Annotated in this window: 17 protein-coding genes and 1 other RNA gene; 4 read left to right on the top strand and 14 right to left on the bottom strand. The window is 65.5% G+C overall.

Translation table 11 applies throughout. From position 1 onward, the window contains the following. Nucleotides 1–57: 57 nt before the first annotated feature. Nucleotides 58–675, top strand: a complete 618-nt coding sequence (locus EH231_RS00425; RefSeq protein WP_090434208.1) for a TetR/AcrR family transcriptional regulator — start codon at nucleotides 58–60, stop codon at nucleotides 673–675. Here EH231_RS00425 and EH231_RS00420 read toward each other — a convergent pair. Next, nucleotides 620–1,633 carry an alpha/beta fold hydrolase gene (locus EH231_RS00420; protein WP_090433985.1) on the bottom strand — a complete coding sequence of 338 codons (1,014 nt, stop codon included), beginning with the start codon at nucleotides 1,631–1,633 and terminating at the stop codon, nucleotides 620–622. The genes EH231_RS00425 and EH231_RS00420 overlap by 56 nt on opposite strands. 18 nt (nucleotides 1,634–1,651) lie before the next feature. Continuing rightward, nucleotides 1,652–3,412 carry an N-acyl-D-amino-acid deacylase family protein gene (locus EH231_RS00415; RefSeq protein ID WP_090433984.1) on the bottom strand — a complete coding sequence of 587 codons (1,761 nt, stop codon included), beginning with the start codon at nucleotides 3,410–3,412 and terminating at the stop codon, nucleotides 1,652–1,654. Between the two features lie 100 nt (nucleotides 3,413–3,512). On the opposite strand from EH231_RS00415, the gene EH231_RS00410 reads away from it, so the two are divergent. Together EH231_RS00410 and EH231_RS00405 are read left to right on the top strand one after the other, a co-directional pair. After that, complete coding sequence (locus EH231_RS00410; RefSeq protein WP_090434205.1) at nucleotides 3,513–4,850, top strand: aromatic ring-hydroxylating oxygenase subunit alpha; 1,338 nt, start codon at nucleotides 3,513–3,515, stop codon at nucleotides 4,848–4,850. Then, a complete protein-coding gene (locus tag EH231_RS00405) occupies nucleotides 4,847–5,509 on the top strand; it encodes a TetR/AcrR family transcriptional regulator (RefSeq protein WP_090433982.1) in 663 nt (220 codons plus the stop codon). Before EH231_RS00410 ends, EH231_RS00405 begins: the two co-directional genes overlap by 4 nt. On the opposite strand, the gene EH231_RS00400 is transcribed toward EH231_RS00405, so the two are convergent. The 3 genes from EH231_RS00400 to EH231_RS00390 form a co-directional block, all read right to left on the bottom strand. Next, on the bottom strand, nucleotides 5,481–6,890 hold the full coding sequence (locus tag EH231_RS00400) for a glycoside hydrolase family 183 protein (RefSeq protein WP_090433980.1): 1,410 nt from the start codon (nucleotides 6,888–6,890) through the stop codon (nucleotides 5,481–5,483). The genes EH231_RS00405 and EH231_RS00400 overlap by 29 nt on opposite strands. Before the next feature lie 687 nt (nucleotides 6,891–7,577). Further along, the gene (locus EH231_RS00395) at nucleotides 7,578–10,448 is read right to left on the bottom strand and encodes an MMPL/RND family transporter (protein WP_124711648.1); all 2,871 of its coding nucleotides are present in this window, start codon (nucleotides 10,446–10,448) and stop codon (nucleotides 7,578–7,580) included. A gap of 197 nt (nucleotides 10,449–10,645) precedes the next feature. Beyond that, a complete protein-coding gene (locus EH231_RS00390) occupies nucleotides 10,646–11,374 on the bottom strand; it encodes a YwaF family protein (protein ID WP_090434202.1) in 729 nt (242 codons plus the stop codon). A gap of 143 nt (nucleotides 11,375–11,517) precedes the next feature. Between EH231_RS00390 and EH231_RS00385 the strand changes: the two genes are divergently transcribed. Next, nucleotides 11,518–12,753 carry a sensor histidine kinase gene (locus EH231_RS00385; protein ID WP_090433977.1) on the top strand — a complete coding sequence of 412 codons (1,236 nt, stop codon included), beginning with the start codon at nucleotides 11,518–11,520 and terminating at the stop codon, nucleotides 12,751–12,753. Nucleotides 12,754–12,759: 6 nt separating this feature from the next. Here EH231_RS00385 and EH231_RS00380 read toward each other — a convergent pair whose 3' ends face one another. The 9 genes from EH231_RS00380 to prfB form a co-directional block, all read right to left on the bottom strand. After that, complete coding sequence (locus EH231_RS00380; protein ID WP_090433975.1) at nucleotides 12,760–13,707, bottom strand: cutinase family protein; 948 nt, start codon at nucleotides 13,705–13,707, stop codon at nucleotides 12,760–12,762. 129 nt (nucleotides 13,708–13,836) lie between these two features. Next, nucleotides 13,837–14,205, bottom strand: a transfer-messenger RNA (tmRNA) gene (ssrA, locus tag EH231_RS00375). A 102-nt stretch (nucleotides 14,206–14,307) separates the two neighbouring features. Continuing rightward, entirely contained in the window at nucleotides 14,308–14,835 is a 528-nt protein-coding gene (locus EH231_RS00370; RefSeq protein WP_090434197.1) for a cytochrome C5, read from the bottom strand. Between the two features lie 103 nt (nucleotides 14,836–14,938). Next, complete coding sequence (smpB, locus tag EH231_RS00365) at nucleotides 14,939–15,430, bottom strand: SsrA-binding protein SmpB (RefSeq protein ID WP_036439802.1); 492 nt, start codon at nucleotides 15,428–15,430, stop codon at nucleotides 14,939–14,941. 10 nt (nucleotides 15,431–15,440) lie between these two features. Continuing rightward, nucleotides 15,441–16,337, bottom strand: coding sequence for a permease-like cell division protein FtsX (gene ftsX / locus EH231_RS00360; protein ID WP_090433945.1), 897 nt, complete (start codon nucleotides 16,335–16,337; stop codon nucleotides 15,441–15,443). Further along, nucleotides 16,338–17,027 (bottom strand): cell division ATP-binding protein FtsE, encoded by a 690-nt coding sequence (gene ftsE, locus EH231_RS00355; protein ID WP_090433943.1) that lies wholly within the window; start codon nucleotides 17,025–17,027, stop codon nucleotides 16,338–16,340. A gap of 45 nt (nucleotides 17,028–17,072) precedes the next feature. Next, entirely contained in the window at nucleotides 17,073–17,600 is a 528-nt protein-coding gene (locus EH231_RS00350; RefSeq protein WP_090433941.1) for an Rv3103c family proline-rich protein, read from the bottom strand. Next, entirely contained in the window at nucleotides 17,597–18,574 is a 978-nt protein-coding gene (locus EH231_RS00345) for a mechanosensitive ion channel family protein (protein WP_124711647.1), read from the bottom strand. Before EH231_RS00345 ends, EH231_RS00350 begins: the two co-directional genes overlap by 4 nt. Then, the gene (gene prfB / locus EH231_RS00340; protein WP_090433937.1) at nucleotides 18,561–19,679 is read right to left on the bottom strand and encodes a peptide chain release factor 2; all 1,119 of its coding nucleotides are present in this window, start codon (nucleotides 19,677–19,679) and stop codon (nucleotides 18,561–18,563) included. Before prfB ends, EH231_RS00345 begins: the two co-directional genes overlap by 14 nt. Nucleotides 19,680–19,726: the final 47 nt, after the last annotated feature.

Raw genomic sequence — 19,726 nt, 5'->3', positions numbered from 1 at the left:
CCGTCAACGATGGGTGGCGATATCCTGCAGGGATGTTGCCTGCCAGGAATCCAGACCGTGGCGCGTAGGCGGGGGTGGGACGGGCGGCCACCCGGAAGCGACGAGGAAGCCTCGGAACGCATCGTGGCCGCGGCGGTGCGGTTGATCGCCGAGACCGGCACCAGCATCAGCATCGCCGATGTCGCGGCATCGCTCGGTGTCATCCGCCAGACCGTGTACCGCTACTTCCCCACGGCCGAGGCCCTGATGCACGCGGCGGCCATCGCCACGGTCGACGGGTTTCTCGACCGGCTCGCCGAGAGCGTGCGCGGCATCACCGATCCCGCCGAGGCGATGACCGAAGGCGTCATGTTCACCTTGGCGGAGGTCGCCCGGATACCGCACCTGCGCATCATGCTGTCGGGGCCCCAGGCCGCAGCCAGCTCGGTCAACGTGGCCTCCGACGAAGGCCAGGCGTTCGGTATGCGGATGATCACGCGCTTCGACGTCGACTGGGAGAAGTACGGGTACGACGAATCATCGCTGCGTGACCTGGTGGAGTTCACCCTGCGCACGATGCTGTCGTTCTTCGTCGCACCGAACGATCCCACCCGCAGCCCCGAGGAGCTGCGGCGCTTCGTCAGACGCTGGCTGGGCGGGTCGATTCTGGCGCAGCCCGCCGATGGTTCACGATGACGTCGCCGAACACCGCGGGGATCAACCGGTTGAAGATGTCGGCGCGCTCCCACTGCAGGAAGTGACCCGCACCCGGAATCACCAACGGCCCAATGCGATTGAGAAACGCGCGCTCGGTGCGGGGGACGAAATCCTCGCCGACCACATGATCGTCGGGTCCGTACAGCACCAACGTGGGCACCTCGACCGCATCCATCAACGGGATGTCGGACATCGCGCGGCCGTAGGCCAGTTGGTAGGACGCCCAGCCCGCCTGTAGCCGTGCCTCGTCGGCGAACGGCTCGGTCATGAAATCCACGTCGGGCTGGGTGAACGCGTAGGCCGAGCCCCATAACCGATTGGTGTACATCGCCGCCACCCACTGCCTGCGCGCCTCGGGTGTGGTCAGCATCGCGGCGAGCTCGTCGGGGAAGGCGCCCTGCATCCACCGGTAATCGCCGGTCGGGTCGGCCGCGCCGCCGATCGATCCCGGATGCCGCGTGCCGATCCCCGAGTAGTCGACGGCCATGGGCGGCACGGTGTTGAAAACACAGAAACGCGTGACGAATCCGGGAAACCGGTGAATCAGGTCGGTGCTGACCACAGCCCCGACATCGCTCGCGGCGATCAGGCACGACTCGTGCCCCAGCTCGTCGTGCACCAGCGCATACAGATCGCGGGAGTACGTGACGATGTCGTGCCGGTCGTCGGGCGGGATCGAGCTGTCACCCATACCGCGCAGATCCGGGACGATGACCTCGAAGCCGGCCGCGGCCAGGGCCTCGATGTTGCGCCACCAGATCCGCTTGGTCTCGGGATAGCCGTGCACCAGCAGAAGGGGCACACCGCCGATGCCCTCGCGGACAAATGCCAGCGAAACCTCTTCGGCGACAACGGCAGTGTGGATGGTGAAAGCGTCAGCGGCCGGCGCCGGAGGTTGCGCCGGGCGCTGACGCGGATCGTAACGAAAATCCGCCATGGCGAAAGACCCTACGGATCAGCGGATCCCGCGCACCAGCCGGCCCGGGCGGGCACCGGTGTCGACGCCATGCCGACGGGTCACCGTGCCGCTCACGATCGTCGCCTCGTAACCACTCGCGCCCTGCACCAACCGCTTTCCGCCGGCGGGCAGGTCATACGCCATCCTCGGCGCGTGCAAGGTCAGCGCGTCCAGGTCGATGACGTTGACGTCGGCTTTCTTGCCCACACTGATGACGCCGCGGTCCGACATCCCGTAGAGCTGCGCGGTGTCGTGCGACTGCTTGCGGATCACGTACTCCAGCGGCAGCTTCTCGCCGCGATGACGGTCGCGCGCCCAGTGCGTCAGCAGGAACGTCGGGTACGAGGCGTCGCAGATCATGCTGCAGTGCGCGCCGCCGTCGGACAGGCCCAGCACGCCGGCCGGGTGGGTGAGCATCTCCCGGATCGCATCGTGGTTGCCGTCGGAGTAGTTGAACATCGGGTACATCAGCATGGCGCCCGCGTTGGCCTCGAGCATCAGGTCGTACATCGCGGCCAGCGGGTCCAGGCCACGCTGCTTGGCGATCGCCGCAACGGTGCGTTCCTCGGTCGGTTCGTAGTCCGGCGGTTCTCCGATGTGGTACAGGCGATTTGCCGCGTTCTGCGCCAACATGAACATGCCGTCGAACAGCTTGCCGGGGTCGATCGGCAGGTCTTCCTCGGCCAGGATCGCCGCGCGCACCTTCGGATCCGCGAGGCGCTCGGCCAGCTCCTCACGCGTGCATTCGGCCTGCAGGCGCCGGTAGGTCGGGCGGTGGGTGAAGGCGTGGTGACCGGGAAAGCCCAGCAGCATGCCGAACGGCCGCGCCGCCACCTGCGGGAACAACCGGCTACCGGCCTTGTGCGCCGCCGCCGACAGATCGAGCTGCTCGCGCCACAGGTTGGGGTCGGCGTCGACCTGGATCAGGGCGAAGCTGAGCGCGCAGTCGATCTCCTCGCCGAGGCGGCGCATCCATTCGAGTTCCTTCTTGGGTGCGACGATGTCTTCGCCGGCGGCGCCCTGCGGGGCCAGCTCGAACACCGCCGCCCCACCGGCCGCGGTGGCCCGGCCCAGGGCGAACAACTCGTCCTCGGCGGCGAAGGTGCCGGGCACCGGCTCGCCGTCCATGGCGGTGTGCGCGATGGTGCGCGACGACGAAAAGCCAAGCGCCCCTGCCTCGATGGCCTCTTGCACCAGCTTCGCCATCGCCTTGATGTCATCGGGGTTCGCCGGCTCGTTGCGGGCGCCACGCTCCCCCATGGCGTAGGCCCGGATGGCGCCGTGGGCGATCTGGGTACCCATGTCGACCGCCAGTTCGCGCTGTCCGATGACGTCCAGGTATTCGCCGAAGGTTTCCCAGCCCCAGGTGATGCCCTCGGTCAGGGCCGTGCCGGGGATGTCCTCGACACCCTCCATCAGGGAGATCAGCCACTCCTCCTGACCGGGCCGGACCGGTGCGAAACCGACACCGCAGTTGCCCGCCACCACGGTGGTGACGCCGTGGTTGCTGGACGGCTCGAGCACGGCGTCCCAGGAGACCTGGCCGTCGTAGTGGGTGTGAATGTCGACGAAGCCGGGGGCCACGATCTTGCCTGTGGCGTCGATGGTTTCGGCTGCGTCGCCGCCCAGGGCAGGGTCGTTGGCGCCGCGCCGGTGCACCTCGACGATCTTGCCGTCCTTGATCGCGACATCGGCGGTGAACCGGTCCGCACCGGTCCCGTCGACGACGGTGCCGCCGGTGATTTTGAGATCGAACACGTTTTTGCTCCCTTGAGGCGTTCAGGCCGCTACGGTGGCAATGTAACACCGTTACATTGCCACCGTCCCGAGTTTGTCCTTCTCAATGGGAGGCACCTCCATGGCCCTGACTTCCACGCACACCGACAACCCACGACGGGTGGACGCGATCGGCGATCCACCGGCGCGCCCCACCCTGGTGCCTGCCGAACGCTACGTCTCACCGGCGTTCGCCCAACTCGAGGTGGAGCGCATGTGGCCGCGGGTCTGGCAGGCAGCGTGCACGGTCGATCACGTGGCCGAGGCGGGCGACTACTTCGAATACCGTTGCGGCCCCTACTCGGTGCTGATCGTCCGCGGGGACGACGGTGAATTGCGCGCCTTCCAGAACGCCTGCCGCCATCGCGGCAACGCCCTGTGCACCGGCGTCGGTTCCTCGCTGCGGGAACTGAAATGCGGCTACCACGGCTGGACCTGGGACCTGGCCGGGGCGCTCAAACGAATCCCGAACCGCAAGGGGTTCGGGTCGGTGCACATGTCGGAGTTTCCGCTGGCTCCGGTGCGGGTCGACACCTGGGAACGGCTGGTCTTCGTCAACCTCGACCCCGCCGCGATGCCCCTGGCCGACTACCTGGAGGCGGTCCCCGGCGACATCGCCTGGTGCGGCCTCGGCGACTTCCGTTGCTACGCAACGATGACCATCGACGTCGACGCCAACTGGAAGACAATCGCCGACGGCTACAGCGAGACCTATCACGTCCAGACCCTGCATCCCGAACTGCACCGGTGCATGGACGACGTGTACGCCCCACAGAAGATCTGGGGCCACACCGGCAAATCCGAATCCCTCTACGGAGTTCCCAGCCCGCGACTCGCCGGATCGCTGAGCGACGAAGAAGTGTGGGACGCCTACGTGTACACACAGGGTGCCCTGATGGGTCTCGCCGAAGGCACGCCCTTCCCCCGAGACCGGCGGTCGCCCGGCCAGACGGTGGCCGACGTGATCGCCACGCAGATCAAGGAATTCGCGGCCGAGCGCGGCGTCGACATCGGCTGGGCCAGTACCGACCAGGTGATGTGCCTGCACCAGTACAACATCTTCCCCAACCTGACCCTGCTGGCCAGCGCCGACCATCTGACGGTGATGACGTCGCTGCCCGGGCCCGACCCCGACCGAGGGCAGCTCGTGATGACGCTGATGACCCGCATGCCGGCGCAGGCACCGCGGGTCAGGCCGACGGACGTCCGGATGGGCGCCGACGAAGCTCATCCCGGAGTGGTGATGAGCCAGGACATCGCCGTACTGACCGGCCTGCAGCGCGGTTTGCACCAGCCGGGCTTCACCCACCTGGTGCTGTCGGCCGAGGAGCGGAGAATCATCAACATGCACCGCAATCTCGAGCGCTACCTCGACCTGCCCGGGCCCGAACGCATCTCCGAGGCGGAAGCCGGCGGATGAGCCCGAAGGCAAAGGCGATCGACGCCGACGTCATCCTCGACGCGGCAGCCGGCCTCATTGAATCCGATGGGGTGGAGGCATTCTCGATGCGCGGGCTCGCCGAGCGGATCGGCGTGGCCGTCACCTCGATCTACTGGCACGTCGGCGGCCGTGACGCGCTCTTCGACAGCCTGGTCGACCGCCTGGTCGCCGAGATGGCCGGGCTGCCCATGGAGGGCGACACTCCGGTGAATCGGATTGCCGCGCTTGCCCGCAACCAGCGCAGCCTGCTGATCCGCCGCCAACACCTGCTGGCGATCGCCCACGAGCGGGATCGGACACCGACGTTGTTCCTGCCAGTCCAGCAGAAACTCGCCGCCGAGCTGGCCGAGGCCGGCCTCACCGGGACCCGCGCCGCACTGGTGCTGCGGGCCGTGCAGGTGCACGTGACCGCCTCTGCGGTGATGCTGTTCTCGGCCGTGCGGGGCCCGCGGCACCAGGAGGAGGACCCGTCGCTGTGGACCGCGGATTGGCCGGATCAGGCGCTCGTCGCGGCCCTGCAGTCCCCCACCGATTACGACGCGGTATTCGAATACGGCCTCGAGGCGATGTTGGCGCCGCTGTCACCTGGGCGACAGACCAACGGACGGGTCAGGGCAACACGGTCTTCATCAGCATGACGTTGTAGGCCGACCACAGCGACAGGTTGTAGTACAGCTCCTTGCCCGTCGACCACGGGTGCAGATACGGCGCGTAGATGCCGCCGGGGATCTGTGACGACGGCGCGATCAACTGTTCCGGGCTCCACGGCCCCTGGGGTGCAGGCGCTGTCCGCATCACCACATCGTTGGCACCGTTGCCGTACAGCACGAGGTACTGCTTGAGATAGGTGTTGTACTGGGCGGACATCTCACTGACGGGGCCAGGGATCACCGGTGTCGCCGCCGCCGGATTGCCCGGCACCCAGGCATTGTTGTCGGCGTTGAAATACTCGTATTTCGTGAGGTCCGGGATGAAGGCCGGGGACACCCGCGCGATATAGGCCGACCCGCCGCGCCCGTTCGGTGTGCCGAACGTGTAGATGTACGGATCACCGGGGCCGGGCTTGAGGAATGCGCCCATCTGGAAGTTCTCGTTGCCGCCACCGGGCGGACGGATGGTCCCTGGGTAGACACCCCAGTTCTCGCCGTTGTCCGGCGACATCGCGATCGCCGAGAAGTTGGTCGACCAAGCTCCGGGGCTGTCCCAGTTCCGGATCGACATGAAGTTCAGATACTGGTTGCGCCCGACGGCGATACCCGCGGTCGGGATGATCCCCGTCTCCTCCGGTGCCCGGCCGATGCTGTTGATGATCTGCTTGGAAATGCCCTGGCGCCACACCGGAGAACCCGAGTATTTGTTGGCGACCACACCGTCGGGCACAGCAACGGTCTGCGACAGCGAGCCGTCCTGGCTGCGGAACAGCGCGTTGTATCGCCACTGCTTACCGGGAATGCCGCAGTATCCGTTGGTGTCACCGAAGGCCATCAACACCTGACGGTTCACCGGATCCCCGTTGTCCCACATGATTCCGAGGTCGGTGCCGGTGATGGCGAAGCGCTTGATCGTCTGGTTGGGACTGTCGGGTCCGGTCACCCACCCGACGATCGATGTGCCGGGAGGCGCCCCTGGCGCCGGTTGCGCCGCGGGAGCCGGCGCGGGCTGAGCCGCCGCCGGGGCCGGCGCCGGTTGTGCCGCGTTCGGGACAGGCTGGGCGCCGCCGGGATTGGGTGCCGGGACGACCGCCGCCTTCTGCCTGACCTGCCCGGAGTTCGGCATCAGCGCCTTGAGCAGGGCCAGCGGCAACTGCCCGAGCTTGGGCAGCGGGGCCCGGTCGTTGGCCCCGGCGGGCATGTGCCCGATCGGCCGGTTGAGCGGGGCGAGCCTGGACGGCTTGGGGATCTGGAAGGCCTGGTTCGGGAGGGGTTGCGCGGCCGCAGCAGCGCCTTCACAGGGTTCAGCCGATGCCGAGGGCGCTACGCCGACGGCGACGACGAGTCCGATTGCGGCCGCCGCTGCCATCGTCGAAGCACCTCGAGGACGTCGCGACATGTCACACCTTCCCAATGCAGGGACGTCGACATGACGTCACAGTTGGCTGATGTGACGTTAGTGATCAATGTTGCCGATGTGACCGGTGATGTACCGATAGGTATCGTCCCGTGACCGTGTCGCAACCAGACCCGGCGTGTCGCCTTTCCCCGCCTCACCACGGTGACCTGGTACGGCCGGCTACGTTCCGCTCACCGTGATTCCCGCCGGCCTCGTCACGCCGATCCGCCGCGAAAGGCGTTGGCACCTGCACGGTTCACACGGAACTCTCAGCTGTTCATCGCCGTTCGCCCCGCCGGGCCTTGCCATCGTGGTTACGGTGGGAAGTGGTGGGACTATCGAAACGAGCGAGAGGGATCACCATGGCCGGAACATTCGATCCGAAAAAGGGCGGCAAGTTCGAGCCGACGACCAAGGCCAAGCCGCCGCCACCTCCGCGACCCGGGGGCAACAAGAAGTAGTTAGACGAAACTGCCCATGTGCGAGAGTTTTCGACTCGCACATGGGCAGTTTCGTTTACCTGTCAGCTACAGACCCGCACCAGCCGGAACGGCCCGGTGGCACAGACCGACGGCGGACCATAGCCGCCGTCGGTCCAGAGTCAGCGGAAGCGGGTGTTTCCGGCTTCCACCAATTAAGTTAGATCTGCTTATTAAGTCAGGGCTGTGCGGAAGCTTTGTATGTCTGCCGGCGCTGGAGCTCAGCCAGCCGCCGCTTCGACGCCGCCGACTGGATGACCTGCGGCCACCAGAACCACCGGCCGAGCAGCGCCGCGATCGCCGGGGTCATGAACGACCGCACGATGAGAGTGTCGAACAGCAGACCGAGTGCGATGGTGGTGCCGACCTGTGCCATGACCTTGAGATCGCTGAATGCGAACGACGCCATGGTGAAGGCGAACACCAGGCCCGCCGAGGTCACCACCGAGCCGGTTCCCGCCATCGCCCGGATGATGCCGGTCTTCAGGCCACCGGACAGTTCTTCCTTGAACCGCGACACCAACAGCAGGTTGTAGTCGGAACCGACCGCCAGCAGCAGGATGACCGACATCGCCAGCACCATCCAGTGCAGTTCCAGCCCGAGAAGGTGCTGCCACACGAGCACGGACAATCCGAACGACGCGCCGAGGGACAGCAGCACCGTACCGACGATCACCGCCGCCGCCACCACACTGCGCGTGATGAGCAGCATGATGATGAAAATCAGTGATACCGCGGCGATTCCGGCGATCAGCAGGTCGTAGAAAGATCCGTCCTTCATGTCTTTGTACGTGGCCGCGGTGCCGGCCAGATAGATCTTGGAACCTTCCAGCGGCGTGCCCTTGAGCGCCTCCTTGGCCGCCAACTTGATCGGGTCCACATGGTTGACGCCCTCCGGCGTCGCGGGATCGCCCTCGTGGCTGATGATGAACCGCACCGACTTTCCGTCGGGAGAGATGAAGTTCTTCATGCCACGCTTGAAGTCCTTGTTGTCGAAGGCTTCCGGCGGAAGATAGAACGTGTCGTCATTGCGGGCCTCATCGAAGGCCTTGCCCATGGCCGTCGAATTCTCCTGCATCGCGGCCATCTGATCCTGCTGACCGGCCTGCGTGGCCCGCTGCGTCAGCATCATCGTCTTCATGGACTTCATGGATTCGATCTGCTCGGGCATCAGCGCGACCAACTGCGGCATCAACGTGTCCAGCCGCTCCAGCTCGGGCACCAACTCCTGAACGTCATCGGTCAGGGCGTCGATGCCGTCGAGGGTGTCGAAGATCGACCGGATCGACCAGCACAGCGGGATGTCGGAGCAGTGCGGCTCCCAATAGAGGTAATTGCGCAGCGGACGCAGCCAATCGTCGAAATCGCCGATGTTGTCGCGCAATTCGGCGATATCGAGGGTCATCACCTTGGTCTTGGCCACCATCGAATGCGTGATGTCGGCCATCTGCTGGGTCAGCCGCGACATCTGCTCCATCGTGTCGATGGACTTCTGCATCTCATCGGCCTGAACCAGCATGTCGTCCATGCGGTCCTGCTGGTACTTCCGGTTCATCGTGTTGGTCGTGCCCTGCCGGCTGAGCAGGAACGGGATCGAGGTGTGCTCGATCGGGCGGCCGTTGGGCCGGGTGATCGCCTGTACCCGGGAGATGCCGGGCACCCGGACGATCCCCTTGGCGATCTTATCGATGACCAGGAAGTCAGCCGGGTTTCGCAGGTCGTGGTCGGCCTCGACCATCAACAGTTCGGGGTTCATCCGGGCGGCGCTGAAATGCCTTTCGGCCGCGGCATATCCGACATTCGCAGGCAGGTCGGAGGGCAGGTATTTGCGGGCGTCGTAATTGGTCTTGTAACCCGGCAGCGTGAGCAGGCCGACCAGCGCCAGGCCCAACGTCGCGGCCAGGATCGGGCCGGGCCACCGCACCACGGCGATGCCGACGCGACGCCAGCCGCGCGACCGGATGCTGCGCTTGGGCTCGAAACGCCCGAACCGGCTGCCGATCACGATGACCGCCGGGCCCATCGTCAGCGCGGCGACGACCGCGACGAACGTACCCACAGCACACGGCACACCCATGGTCTGGAAATACGGCAGGCGCGTGAAGCTGAGACACAACATGGCACCGGCAATGGTCATGCCGGAACCCAGGACCACATGAGAGGTGCCGCGGAACATCGTGTAGTACGCGGTTTCTCGGTCTTCGCCGGCGCCGCGCGCCTCTTGATAGCGACCGATCGCGAAGATCGCGTAGTCGGTGCCGGCCGCGATGACCATCAAGGTCAGGAGGTTCACCGCGAAGGTCGACAGCCCGATGATGTCGGTGTGGGCCAGGAACGCCACGATGCCGCGGGCAGCGCCGAGCTCCATGAACACCATGACGAGCACCAGGATCATGGTGGCGACAGACCTGAAGACGAGCACGAGCATCACGGCGATCACCACGAGCGTGATGGTGGTGACCTTGGCGATGCTCTTGTCACCGGCGTGGTGCTGGTCGTTGATCAGCGGCGCGCCGCCGGTCACGTACACCTTGACCCCGGGCGGAGGCGACGACTGGTTGACGATCTCCCGCACCGCGGCCACCGACTCGTTGGCCAGGGTCTCGCCCTGGTTGCCGCGCAGATAGACCTGGACGTAGGCCGACTTGCCATCGTTGCTCTGCGCACCCGAGGCCGTCAGCGGGTCGCCCCAGAAGTCGGCGACGTGTTGCACGTGGGCGGTGTCGGCCTCGAGCTTGTCGACGACGCCGTCGTAGTAGTGGTGCGCGTCGTCGCCGAGCGGCTGCTCGCCCTCCAGCACCACCATGGCGTTGCTGTCGGAATCGAACTCCTGGAAATCGGCGCCGATCTTGCGCATCGCGATCATCGCCGGGGCGTCGTTGGCGCTCAGCCCGACGGTGTGCTCCTCACCGACCTTCTCCAGCGACGGGACGAGCGCATTCGTCAGGACGGTCAGAGCGATCCAGCCGAGCACGATGGGTACCGCCAGCACACGGATGGCCCGGGCGATGCCCGACCTGTCCTGCGTGCCGCTGCTGTGGCTACTCATCGCGTGTGCTCCGGGGTGCGATCTTCCGCGCGTTCGCGTGATGCCGTGGTCTGCACACAACCCGCCCCTTCGATCAGGCCACTGTCGCCCGGGTGGGACAGGTCGCAAGCGATACACATTCGCAAACGCGCGTAATATACCTAGCCTGTCAAAGTGTCGGTGTCAATAATCACTTTGCACGTCTACTGACAGCAATTTCACAGCTGGGGCGCGGCTGTCGTCGCGCGCTGCCTCACCCGCTCCCAAGGCCAGGTCATCAGCGCCCACACGATCAGGACGATCGTGACCTCAGTCAGCAGATACACCGGCCACGGACCCAGAACGTCCAGCAGCGACGCGGTGGGAGGTTTCCGGTTGAGATAGCCGTAGTTGGCTCCCGTGATCGTGTTGAAGGCGAGAGTGAATGCCGCCCATCCCAGGGTCGCGATGACGGCGAAGCGGTAGTCGCGCCACCGCGGTCGCATACCTCTCCCCCACGTCAGATAGACGGCAGCCAACACGACCAGCACATGAAGCGTGAAGAAGGTGACGAAGAGGTGGTGGGGGAAGTCCGGAGCGCCCTCCTTCGGCGTGCCGATGTCAGGTGTGATCAATGCCTGCGAGCTCAGGACGAGGCCCCAGTAATAGGTGAGGACGAAGGCCCAATGCCGTTGTGACCACAAGGCATAGGCCGCCGCGAGTTCCGCGAGATCACACAGCTGCAGCGGCACCGAGGTGTCGATGGTGGGATCGACCAGCTTGTAGGCCAAGGCGACGACGAATGCCACGACGAGCAGGACCGCCAGGACACGGCTCAGGATTCGGGCCTGCGATTCGGTCTGCCTGCGGCCGATCATCACCAGAAGCACGGCGCCCGTTGCGAACACCGCCAGCACGACCCAGTGCGACGGGCCGTACGCCGAAAACTCGCGCTGCGCAGAGAACAATTCGATCAACTCCCCCGTCTCGTCACACGCAGGAACCGTTATCCATGATCGCAGGCAAGTGGGGAAACTTCATTAACCTGCCTCAGGACACGATCGAATCGCCCTATACTCCTGCCGAACCTTGCGGTTGGCGGGAGTCGAGAATGGTCAGGCGCGCGGCGGCAACGGCTTTGGGGCAATACGCCCAGGGCGCAGCTTTTCGCGGGCTGCTGCTGCAATTCGCCCTGCGGATTCTGTTGGTGGCGTTCATCTTCTTCGCGTTGTTCCTGCAACCGCCCGAAACCTACCGCTGGCCCTACGGACTGATCTGGATCGGCTACATAGCGGCGATCGCCTGTTGGGGCCTCTGGGCGATGCGGCCGGCCAATCATGCCGGGATCGAGGCCCGGCGTTCAGTTGCGCTGCTCATGTTGTTCGCGGATGTCGCTGTGGTGTCGATACTTTCGGTGGAATCGGGTCTCAGCTCACCGAACACCTGGACCTCCGATGTGCTCCACTACGGACTGTTTCTGATCCCACTGATCGCCGCGGCTCAGCTTGATCCCTTCGTGAGTGCGGTGATCGCCGTCCCCACCGTCGCCGCATACGTCGTCGTGCTGTGGGTAGACCAGGCCGCCAACGGCGACGAGCCGTGGGGTTCGATTCTCACCACGACGGGAGTGTTGTTCGGGTTGGCCGCGGGGTCGGTCACGCTGTCGTGGATCCAGCAATCGAAAGAGCGGACGATCGCCCGGCTGGCCCAGGAACGAAGTCGACTGCTCGAGGAGATCGTCACCCTCGAAAAGCGCGAGAGGCAAACCCTGTCCGAAAGACTGCACGATGGGGCACTGCAGTATGTCCTGGCGTCACGCCGGGAGATGGAAGAGGTTCGCGAAGGATCCGCCGAATCGATGGACCGCGTCGATCTGGCGCTCGGCGAGTGCTCCCGACTGCTTCGCGACGTGGTCCGTGAACTGCACCCCGAGGTGCTGGCCCGAGCCGGGCTCAGGGCCGCCATCACCTCACTGGCTGACGGCATCGCGGCCCGGACCAACCTGGCCGTCCACGTGGAATTCGACGATTGGCCCGATGATCTGCGAACCGACGCCGATCACCTGCTCTACAGCGCGGCGCGAGAGTTCTCGACGAATGCGATCAAGCACGCCAAGGCCGACAACCTGACGTTCACCCTGCAGCGGTCCGAAGGGCGAGCCACGTTGTGCGTCGCGGACGACGGCGTTGGCATCCAACCGGAGCGCCTCGCGCTGAGCGTCGAAACCGGTCACATCGGCTTCGCGTCGATTCGCGCCAAGGTGTTGGCGCTTGGTGGCGTGCTGGACGTCCACGATGCCCGCGGCACCGAGATCGCGATCTCCCTACCGTCGCAGACAGCGGTCTGAAACCGCTCAGACCCATCCGATTCCGGTGGGCGGCGCGGCAGGCGCGGGTGTCGACGGACCGGAGACCGGCGGCTGCTGCCCGTATCCGGGTGTCTCGGGGCTGGACCCCGGTTGCGGACCGTGCAGCGAGCTGTTGGGGTCGTACCCCGGCGCAGACCCGTAGCCCGGGTACTGGCTGTAGCCCGGCGTTTCCGGGCCGTACCCGTAATCCGGCAGCGCCGGGCCGTACCCCGGCACCGTCTGACTCGAGCCGGCCAGCAGCTTGGATGCGGCGAAAGCCGCCGCCTGGGTGGTGTACACGGGGACGTAGCCCTCGGTGTGTCCACTCCATTCGTTGCCCTGGCCCTCATGACAGATCGGATCCATGGGGTTGCACAGGTCGATCGCCTTGGACCCATACAGTGCGCTCTGGGTTGATATCGATTGCTTGGTGCGGGTACCCACGTCGCCGAAAGTAGTGATGGCCGCGACGTTGTCCGCGTACTGAGCCGGGAGCGAATCGCCCCAGGTGATGCCACCGAGCGGGTTGCCGGCCACGATGTTGATCACGCTCGCACCCTGCGAGTAGCCACCGAGCACGATCTTGGTGTCGGGGCAGGAGGACAGCGTGGACTTGATGTGGGAAATCGCGTCTTTGGCGCCGTCACCACCGTGCAGCTGCAGCTTGCTGGCCTTGTAGTTCACCCCATAAGAGGTGATGTTCATGCCGACGGCCTGCTTGCGCAGCGAATCGACGAAGGCATCGCCGACCCGGCCCATACCGGCCGGCTCATCCGTGCCCCGTGCGAAGACCACCTCCGCATCGGCGCAGTCGGCGGCAGCCGCTGTCGGCGGTGCGGAGAGTCCTACGAGTGGGATACCAGAGGTGAGAAGTGCAGCAGCGCCAAGCCCGACCCAGCGACCACCTGACCGCGCACTGCCCGCCTGAGGGCTGTGAATGCGGCGAGAGAACATTCCTCAACCTAACCCGTATCCAGGAAGAATGAACATCCTTGCCTGACGGACCGCGGGAGATTCCACCGCCACGACATGGTGACGGAAAAGAAAACAGGTCAGGGATTAGATCCCTGACCTGCATCTTTCCGGTGGAGCTGCCGGGAATTGAACCCGGGTCCTACGGCACTTCCTCGAGGCTTCTCCGTGCGCAGTTCGCTTTGCCTCTACTCGGATCTCTCAGTCACGCGAACAAGCCGAGATGACGATCCCAGTCGCTGTTTGATGTCCCCACAGGTCCCGCGACCGAACCCGTGGGTGGGTCCCTCTAGCTGATGCCAGGGTCCGGGCCGAGGGCGCTCCCGGTCTGACAGACACGCAGTCGCTTAGGCAGCGAGTGCGTAGTCGCGCTGATTGGAATCGGCGCTTAATTGGTTGCAACGACGCTTACGGTGGTCTCTTGCCTGCACCGGCACGCTTCCCTTGATTCGATGCGCGAAGTCGAAACCGATCAGCCCCTCGCATCCCTGCCGAATCTCGGCAGGACAGTCAATGGTACGCCAGACTCAACGGCGAACGCCAAGCCATTATTCCGAGGTGTTTTCGTGTCGCTCACGCCCGCTAGCGGTCGTCGGCTGCGGCGCTGAGGTGGTCGAGGAGGTCGTCGCCGGAATCGAATTCGATGACCTCGATATCGTCGTCCTTGTCGTCCACGCTGACGCCGTCGACGTCGAAATCCGGATCGAGCTGCACGCGGACCCAGCTGTCAGGGAACTGCTTCGGCGCGCCGAACGACAGCAGGAACGCGTCGTGAAAGACAACGGTTGACGCGAGCACCAGGTCGTCGCGCAGGTCGGTGGTCTCGTGGACGGGCTGATCGCCGACCGCCTCCTCGATCTCCTCCGCGATCGAGTCGATGGTCCGAGCCCATTGCTCGGGGGTGATCGCGAGCAGTCGCTCAATACGACCGAGGAGCACAGCGGCATCCGGATCGGGGCGGTCGTCGAGTTCGGGGTCGACGTTCACGTTGACATCGATCCCGATCGCGGGCATCCGAGCAGTGCCATGAACGAATCCGTCGTCGGCCACTGGCACCGCGAGCAGACCGCTCCGGACAATCTCGTCCCGCAACAGATCGATCGGACCCATCAGTTCCATACTTCCGACGACGACACCCCAAGGCCGCGACGAGCGACCGTCCGAGTACGCCATTGACGGCGTGTCGGCGTACAGACACGGTCGCTCGCGGTGCTCAGGACATGCCCTTGGCCCGGCGGCCCAACTCGCGGGTGATCTCCCGGTCGGCGTCGCGCTTGGCCAGGTCCTGACGTTTGTCGTGGGCCTGTTTGCCGCGGGCCAGCGCCAACTCGACCTTGACCTTGCCGTCGGAGAAGTACATCGACAACGGCACCAGCGTGAGGTTGCCGTCGCGGATCTTGCCGATCAGGTTGTCGATCTCCCTGCGGTGCAACAGCAGCTTGCGGTTGCGCCGCGGCGCGTGGTTGGTCCAGGTGCCGTGGTGGTACTCGGCGATGTGCACGTTGCGCAGCCAGATCTCGCCGTCGTCGACGGTGGCGAACGCGTCGGCCAGTGAGGCCTGACCTTCGCGCAGGCTCTTGACCTCGGTGCCCATCAACGCGATACCCGCCTCATAGGTATCGAGAATCATGTAGTTGTGCCGCGCCTTGCGATTGCTGGCCACAATCTGCTTATTGCCGGCGGGGCTGGACTTCTTGGTCGCCACTAGTTCACGACTACCTTCGTATGTAGAGCCGCAGCGTCACATACGCGGTGATGCCGGACATCGCCAGGCCGAGGAACAGCATCCACGGTGCGCTGAAGTAGAGCACGTCAGCGTAGTCGACCCGGGCAATCAAATTCGACTGATAAAACTGGTCGAGCGCCTTCTCCAGGAACACCGCTCGCACCACGATCAGCCCGACGATCGCGATCACCACACCGATCAGGGCCGCGATCATCGCCTCCACGAGGAACGGCAACTGGGTGTACCAGCGGGTCGCGCCGACCAGTCGCATGATGCCGATCTCGGTGCGCCGCGTGTACGCGGCCACCTGAACCATGTTGGCGATCAGCAGCACCGCACCCACCGCCTGCACCAGCGCCACCGCGAATGCGACGCTGCTGAGACCGTCGAGCACCGCGAACAAGCGGTCGATCAGGTCCTTCTGGTTGAGCACGTTGAGCACACCGGGCTGCCCCTGCATCGCCTTGTCGAACGCCTCGTGCTGCTCGGGGTCGTTGAGCTTGACGATGAACGACGCCGGGAACGCGTCCTTGCCCGCGACATCCTTGTACTGCGGGAACTTCTTGATCGCGTCGTCGTAGGCCTGCTCGCGGTTGAGGAAGCTCAGCGAGCGCACGTCGTCGCGGTCGTCGATCATGCGGTACAGCGACTTGCACGCTTCTTCGTCGCAGTTGGGATCGTTGGCCGAGATGTCGTCGGTCAGGAACACCTGGCTCTCGACGCGGTCCAGGTAGATGTCGCGGGACTGGTCGGCCAGCCGCACCACCAGCAGACCGCCACCGAACAACCCGATCGAGATCGCGGTGGTCAGGATCATCGCCACCGTCATCGTGACGTTGCGACGAAGCCCGGTCAGAACTTCATTGACAAGAAAGCCGAAGCGCACTTAGCGATCCATTCCGTAGACGCCGCGCTGCTCATCACGGATCAGCCGGCCGAGTTCGAGTTCGACGACCCGCTGACGCATGGAGTCGACGATGTGATGGTCGTGGGTGGCCATCAGCACCGTGGTTCCGGTGCGGTTGATCCGCTCCAGCAGATCCATGATGTCCTTGCTGGTCTCGGGATCCAAGTTTCCGGTGGGCTCGTCGGCGATCAGGACCAGCGGGCGGTTGACGAAGGCCCGCGCGATGGCGACACGCTGCTGCTCGCCACCGGACAGTTCGCTCGGCAGCCGGTTGGCCTTGCCGGACAGACCGACCATCTCCAGCACGTCCGGGACCACCCGGTTGATCACCTCGCCGCGCTTGCCGATCACCTCAAGGGCGAACGCCACGTTCTCGAACACGGTCTTCTGCTGTAGCAGCCGGAAGTCCTGGAACACGCAGCCGATGACCTGGCGCAGGTTCGGCACGTGCCGGCCGGCGAGCTTGTTGACGTGGAACTTGGACACCCGGATGTCACCGGTGGTGGGCGTCTCGGCTGCCAGCAGCAGCCGCATGAACGTCGACTTGCCCGAACCCGACGGGCCGATCAGGAAGACGAACTCACCCTTGTCGATTTTCAACGAGACGTCGTCGAGCGCTGGGCGCGCCGAAGACTTGTAGTGCTTCGTCACGTGGTCGAGGGTGATCATCACGGCACGCCAGTGTAGCGGGGCGAAAGCATCGGGCAGGTCAGGCTATCGCGGCAATGTCGGTGCCACCGGCTCCAGGCCGGGTTGCTGCTGCTCGACCGTGGGACTCGGCGCCGGCCCCGGGAACACCGGCAACGTGATGGGCGGAAGCAGTCCGGGACCGTCCGGATCGATCACCGTCGTCCGCGGAGCACCCGGCGGCGGCGTCGTGGTCGGGCTCGTCGGCGCACCGGGAATGGTGGTCTCGGTGGTCTCCGGCGTCTCGGTCGGCGTCGTGGTCGTCGGGATCGTGGTCTCGGTGGTCTCCGGCGTCTCGGTCGGCGTCGTGGTGCGGGGCGCCTGCACCTTGGTGCGCGGCACCCAGGTGTAGTCGGGATCGGGCACGAATCCGGGCGGCACCACCTGGGTGTCGGGCGACTTCGGTGCGGGCTGCTGGGGCCGGTACTCCTGCTGCACCCACGACAGCGCGATGAACACGATGATCAGCACCACCGTGGACGTGCGGATCCGGCCGACGCGGCTGTGCCAGAGCTTGGTGATGGCATCGGTCACCCGGGTGAAGTCGAATTTCACTTCTTCGGCTCCTCGGCCGGAGGCATCGCGACCTTCTCGGTGACAGCGGGCTGATTCATGAAGTCCCCCGCTGCGGCGACCGACGCGTCCGACGACGTCACCACGCCGGCTCGACGCAGCGCTCGCACCACCCGTACCCGCAACCGTCGGCCCACGTCGAACTGTTTGCCCGGCAGGGTCCGCGCGACCATCCGCAGGTTCACGGTGTCGAGTCCGATGCTCTCCACGCCCATCAGTTGGGGCTTGTCGAGCAGCAGCTTGGACAGCTCGCCGTCGTCGGCCGCCTTCTCGGCGACGTCATTGAGCACGTCGTTGACCAGGTTGAGGTCGACGCTCACCGGGACCGGGATGTCGACGACCGCGCGTGCCCAGTCCTTGGACAGGTTCAGCGCCTTGACGATCTGGCCGTTGGGCACGGTGTACATCTCGCCCTCGGATGACCGCAGCTTGGTGACGCGCAGCGTGACGTCCTCGACCGTGCCCTCCGCCTCGTTGGCGGCAGCGATCGTCAGCCTGACGAGGTCACCGAAGCCGTACTGCTTCTCGGTGATGATGAAGAAACCCGCGAGCAGGTCCTGCACGATGCGCTGCGCACCGAAACCGAGCGCGGCACCGAGCACGGCGGCCGGGGCGACCAGGGAGGCGACCGGCACCTGGAGGGCATCGGTGACCTCGACGAGCACGATGATGAAAAGGACTGCGACCGACACCCACGAGATCACCGAGGCAACGGCCTGCCGGTGCTTGGCGCTCTCCGAGCGCACCAGCGCGTCGCTTTCCTGATACTCGGCGTCGATCCGGCGCACGACGCGTTGCGCGGCCCAGTTGATGAAGCGCGCGGCGAGCAGGCCGCCGATCAGCAGCAGGGCGATGTGCAGCCCGGTGGTCAGGATCCACACGCCGATCTCGCCGTGCCAGAAATCGTGCCAGCGCTCGGCGAGGGGAAGGGCTAGCACCGTATTAGTCGTCGTCATCTTTTCTGTTGCGCCATCTGATCCCTGCTTCCAGGAATCCGTCGATGTCTCCGTCCAGCACCGTGGCCGGGTTTCCGACCTCGTACTCGGTGCGCAGATCCTTCACCATCTGATAGGGGTGCAGAACATAGGACCGCATCTGGTTACCCCACGAGCTGCCACCGTCGCCCTTGAGCGCATCCATCTCGGCGCGCTCTTCCAATCGCTTGCGCTCCAGCAGCCGTGCCTGCAGCACGCGCATGGCCGCGACCTTGTTCTGCAGCTGGGACTTCTCGTTCTGACAGGTCACCACGATACCGGTGGGGATGTGGGTGAGCCGGACAGCGGAGTCGGTGGTGTTCACCGACTGCCCGCCGGGACCGCTGGAGCGGTACACGTCGACGCGCAGATCCCCTTCGGGAATGTCGATGTGGTCGGTGGTTTCCACGACGGGGAGCACCTCGACGTCGGCGAACGACGTCTGGCGCCGGCTCTGGTTGTCGAACGGGCTGATCCGGACCAGCCGGTGGGTGCCCTGCTCGACCGAGAGGGTGCCGTAGGCGAACGGGGCGTGCACGGCGAAGGTCGCGCTCTTGATCCCGGCTTCCTCGGCGTAGGAGGTGTCGAACACCTCGACCGGGTAGTCGTGCTTCTCCGCCCATCGGATGTACATCCGCATCAGCATCTCGGCCCAGTCCGCGGCGTCGACGCCACCGGCGCCGGAGCGGATCGTCACGACGGCCTCGCGCTCGTCGTACTCACCCGAGAGCAGGGTGCGGACCTCGAGGGTCTCGATCTCCTCGCGAAGCTTGGCGAGTTCGGCGTCGGCCTCGGCGACCGCATCGTCACCTTCTGCTCCGGCTTCTTCAAAAGCCAGTTCGAACAGCACCGGCAGGTCGTCGACGCGCTGACGCAGGTCCTGCACCCGGCGCATCTCACTCTGCGCATGCGAGAGCTCACTGGTGACTTTCTGCGCCCGCGACTGGTCGTCCCAGAGGTTCGGGTCGGAGGCCTGCTGCTCGAGCATGTCGATCCGCTGGCGCAGGCCATCGATGTCGAGCACCCGCTCCACGGTCGTCAGGGTGGTGTCGAGTGCGGCTACGGCTGCTTGGCGGTCTGGATCCACGAATGTTCAGGGTACCCGGCGGCATTTCGGCGGCAGTTCTCTCCGAC

Origin of the sequence: Mycolicibacterium nivoides (assembly GCF_003855255.1) — a bacterium.
GTDB lineage: Bacteria > Actinomycetota > Actinomycetes > Mycobacteriales > Mycobacteriaceae > Mycobacterium > Mycobacterium nivoides.
This window is presented reverse-complemented; position numbering and strand designations above follow the sequence as displayed.